Raw genomic sequence first — 3,278 nt, forward strand, 5'->3', positions numbered from 1 at the left:
GGTGATGCCGAAAACGATGATCGCCAGAACCAGGACGATCAGCGGCACTGCGGCCGGCGTCGAATGCAGGAAATGCTGGATGCGCTTGACGGCCGATTTGTGCTCGTCGAAAGCGGCAACGCTTGTGTCGCTGCTCGAAAGAACTTTCTCGAATTCCTGAGCTTGAGCCATGTTTTCTCCCCGAAGGCTTCAGCCAAACGCCGACGCCAGTCCACGCCTTTCCGGTCTGTCGCCGGGATTGTTCGCGGTCACGCGAGCCATCGTCCACCCGAAGCGGCCGGGGATCAAGCCCCAGCCGCCCAGGTTCGGTAGATGCCTGTCAGACCGGCATCAGCCCCAGCATTTGGCGAGGCCTTCCTTGGTGTCGATGGACTTCACGCCGGTGGCCGGCTTGTCGGTCACCAGGTTGACGCCGGTATCGAAGAAGTCCTTGCCTTCGGTCGGCTTCGGCTTGGTTCCGTCCTTGGCGAAAGCAGCGATCGCCTCGATGCCGAGTGCTGCCATCTGCAACGGATATTGCTGCGACGTCGCGCCGATGACACCTTCGGCCACCGACTTCACGCCGGGGCAGCCGCCGTCGACGGAAACGATCAACACCTGGCTTTCGAGGCCGACAGCCTTGAGCGCCTGGTAGGCGCCGACAGCGGCAGGCTCGTTGATGGTGTGGATGACGTTGATGGTGTTGTCCTTCTGCAGGAGGTTCTCCATCGCCTTGCGGCCGCCCTCTTCGTTGCCGTTGGTGACGTCGTGGCCGACGATGCGGGGATCGTCCTCATCGCCGATCTTGTTGGGATCCTTCACGTCGATGCCGTAGCCCATCATGAAGCCCTGATCACGCAGCACGTCGACAGTCGGCTGCGAAGGCGTCAGGTCGAGGAAGCCGATCTTGGCGTCCTTGGCCTTGTCGCCGAGCGTGGCGGCTGCCCAGGCACCGATCAGCTTGCCGGCTTCGAGATTGTCCGTCGCAAAGGTCGCGTCGGCGGCGTCGATCGGATCGAGCGGCGTGTCGAGCGCGATCACCAGCAGGCCGGCGTCACGCGCCTTCTTCACGGTCGGCACGATGCCCTTGGTGTCGGATGCAGTGATCAGGATACCCTTGGCGCCGTCGGCGATGCAGCTCTCGATGGCCGCGACCTGGCTCTCGCTGTCGCCGTCGATCTTGCCGGCATAGGTCTTGAGGTCGACGCCGAGTTCCTTGGCCTTCGCGGTCGCGCCTTCCTTCATCTTGACGAAGAAGGGATTGGTGTCGGTCTTGGTGATCAGGCAGGCACCGACACCAGCCGCGGATGCGGACGACGCAAACGCCATCAGCCCCAGAGCCGCGGCGGCAAACACGGTCGATTTCAACAGTTTTGTATTGGTCACGATTTCCTCCCAGTGGATCCATCCGGATGCCGGCCAACCGGCACCTGCAGCGCGTCCAACGAAATTCTCCCAGCGTGGACGCTGCCTCAACAGACACCAGCACGAAGCCTCTGTCAATAATTAAATCACTCTTATTTATTATTGACAGCCTTGCTTCGTTCACCCATTCTGGCCCAAAAGCATTGAGGGGAAACGACGGGAGGAACAGGGTGGAAACGGCCATTGCGAGGCACGGTTCGCCCGAGGTGAATGACAGTCTCATTCACCGCGGCACCAACCAGAGCGGCATGCGCGACCACAATGAGCGGTTGGTGCTGTCGCTGGTGCGCCAGCACGGCAGCCTGGCAAAATCCGACATCGCCCGCATGACCGGCCTTTCGGCGCAGACGGTTTCGGTCATCATGCGCGAGTTGGAGGAAGAAAGCCTCCTGCTGCGCCAGGCGCCGTTGCGCGGCAAGATCGGCCAGCCTTCCATTCCGATGGCGCTCAATCCCGAAGGCGCTTTCTTCATTGGGCTGAAGATCGGCCGCCGCAGCGCCGAACTGGTGTTGATAGATTTCCTTGGCCATGTCCGTTCGATGCTGCAGCATTCCTATCGCTACCCGGCGCCGCGCGAGACGGTGGACTTCGTCAGCAACGGCATGCGGCAGATGCGCGGTGCGCTGACGCCCGCGCAAGACAAGCGCATCGCCGGGCTCGGCATCGCCATGCCGTTCGAATTGTGGAACTGGGCCGATACCGCCGGCGCCCCCCGCGACGTGATGGACGAATGGCGTCACCGCGACATCCGGGCCGACATCCAGGCGCAATGCGATTTTCCGGTCTATTTGCAGAACGATGCCACGTCGGCCTGCGGCGCCGAGCTCGTCTTCGGCCAGGCGGGCGCTGCGCGCGACTTCGTCTATTTTTATATCGGCGCCTTTGCCGGCGGCGGCATTGTGCTGAACGGCCGGCTTTTTGGCGGCCCGACCGGCAATGCCGGAGCGCTCGGCTCCATGCCGGTGCCCGGGCCGGACGGCAAGCCGACCCAACTGATCGATGTCGCTTCCATCGCCATGCTCGAAAAGGCGCTCAATGCGCGCGGCACCGAAGCCTCGCATCTGTGGACCTCGCCGGAAGATTGGGGCGAGATCGGACCCGAGCTTGACGACTGGATCGCCAGCGCCTCAAGGGCGCTCGCCTACGCCATCGTCGCCGCATCCTCGATCATCGATTTCGAAGCGGCGGTGATCGACGGCTGGATGCCGAAGGCGGTGCGCCGCCGGCTGGTCGACGCCATCATCGCGGCAATCGCCACGATCGATGGCGAAGGCTTGAAGCTGCCCGCCATTCGCGAGGGAACCGTCGGCATCCATGCCCGGGCGCTCGGCGGCGCCAGCCTGCCACTTTCCGAACGCTTCCTGATCGGCTCGACGACGATTTCCAGGAGCGCCTGATGCTGATCGGAATTCCGGCGCTGCTCGGTCCGGAGCTTCTGGCGATCCTGCGCGGCATGGGTCATGGCGACGAAATCGCCCTTGTCGACGGAAACTATCCGGCGGAACAGCAGGCAACCCGGCTGGTGCGCGCCGATGGTCACCCTCTTATCCCCGTACTCGACGCGATATTGAGTGTGCTGCCTGTCGATGACGCCGTGCCGGAGGCGCTGTTTCGCGCCTCGGTCAAGGGCGATCCCTCGCTTGCCGATCCCGTCCATCATGAGATCGAGGCGATCTGCGCCAAACGGGCGCCAGGCCGCAAGGTGGTTGCGCTAGCCGGCGCCGACTTCTATGCACGGGTCAAATCGGCGCATGCCATCGTCGCGACAAGCGAGCCGCGGCTCTACGCCAACATCATCATACGCAAGGGCGTGATCCATCCGCCGGAGACCAGGAAGCCATGATCCTCTGCTGCGGCGAAGCCCTGATCGACAT

General features: G+C 63.3%; 3 protein-coding genes and 1 pseudogene. 2 read left to right on the top strand and 2 right to left on the bottom strand.

Features of this window, described 5'->3' with window-relative positions; all coding sequences use genetic code 11:
* Both EN906_RS28145 and EN906_RS28150 read right to left on the bottom strand, forming a co-directional pair.
* Positions 1–171 (bottom strand): annotated as a pseudogene (locus EN906_RS28145) (ABC transporter permease); the annotation flags it as partial.
* A 159-nt stretch (positions 172–330) separates the two neighbouring features.
* Entirely contained in the window at positions 331–1,347 is a 1,017-nt protein-coding gene (locus EN906_RS28150; RefSeq protein WP_164748812.1) for a sugar ABC transporter substrate-binding protein, read from the bottom strand.
* Positions 1,348–1,574: 227 nt separating this feature from the next.
* Here EN906_RS28150 and EN906_RS28155 point away from each other — a divergent pair, with 227 nt between their 5' ends.
* The gene (locus EN906_RS28155) at positions 1,575–2,801 is read left to right on the top strand and encodes an ROK family transcriptional regulator (protein ID WP_127269999.1); all 1,227 of its coding nucleotides are present in this window, start codon (positions 1,575–1,577) and stop codon (positions 2,799–2,801) included.
* Complete coding sequence (locus EN906_RS28160) at positions 2,801–3,247, top strand: RbsD/FucU domain-containing protein (RefSeq protein WP_023808513.1); 447 nt, start codon at positions 2,801–2,803, stop codon at positions 3,245–3,247. The genes EN906_RS28155 and EN906_RS28160 overlap by 1 nt, the downstream gene beginning before the upstream one ends.
* Positions 3,248–3,278 lie beyond the last annotated feature (31 nt).

Source organism: Mesorhizobium sp. M7A.F.Ca.CA.004.06.1.1 (assembly GCF_003999135.1).
In the GTDB taxonomy this organism is placed as follows: Bacteria; Pseudomonadota; Alphaproteobacteria; order Rhizobiales; family Rhizobiaceae; genus Mesorhizobium.

Excerpts from the sequence above, each read along its gene's own strand:
- EN906_RS28160 (WP_023808513.1), top strand. The coding sequence starts at position 2,801 with ATGCTGATCGGAATTCCGGCGCTGCTCGGTCCGGAGCTTCTGGCGATC.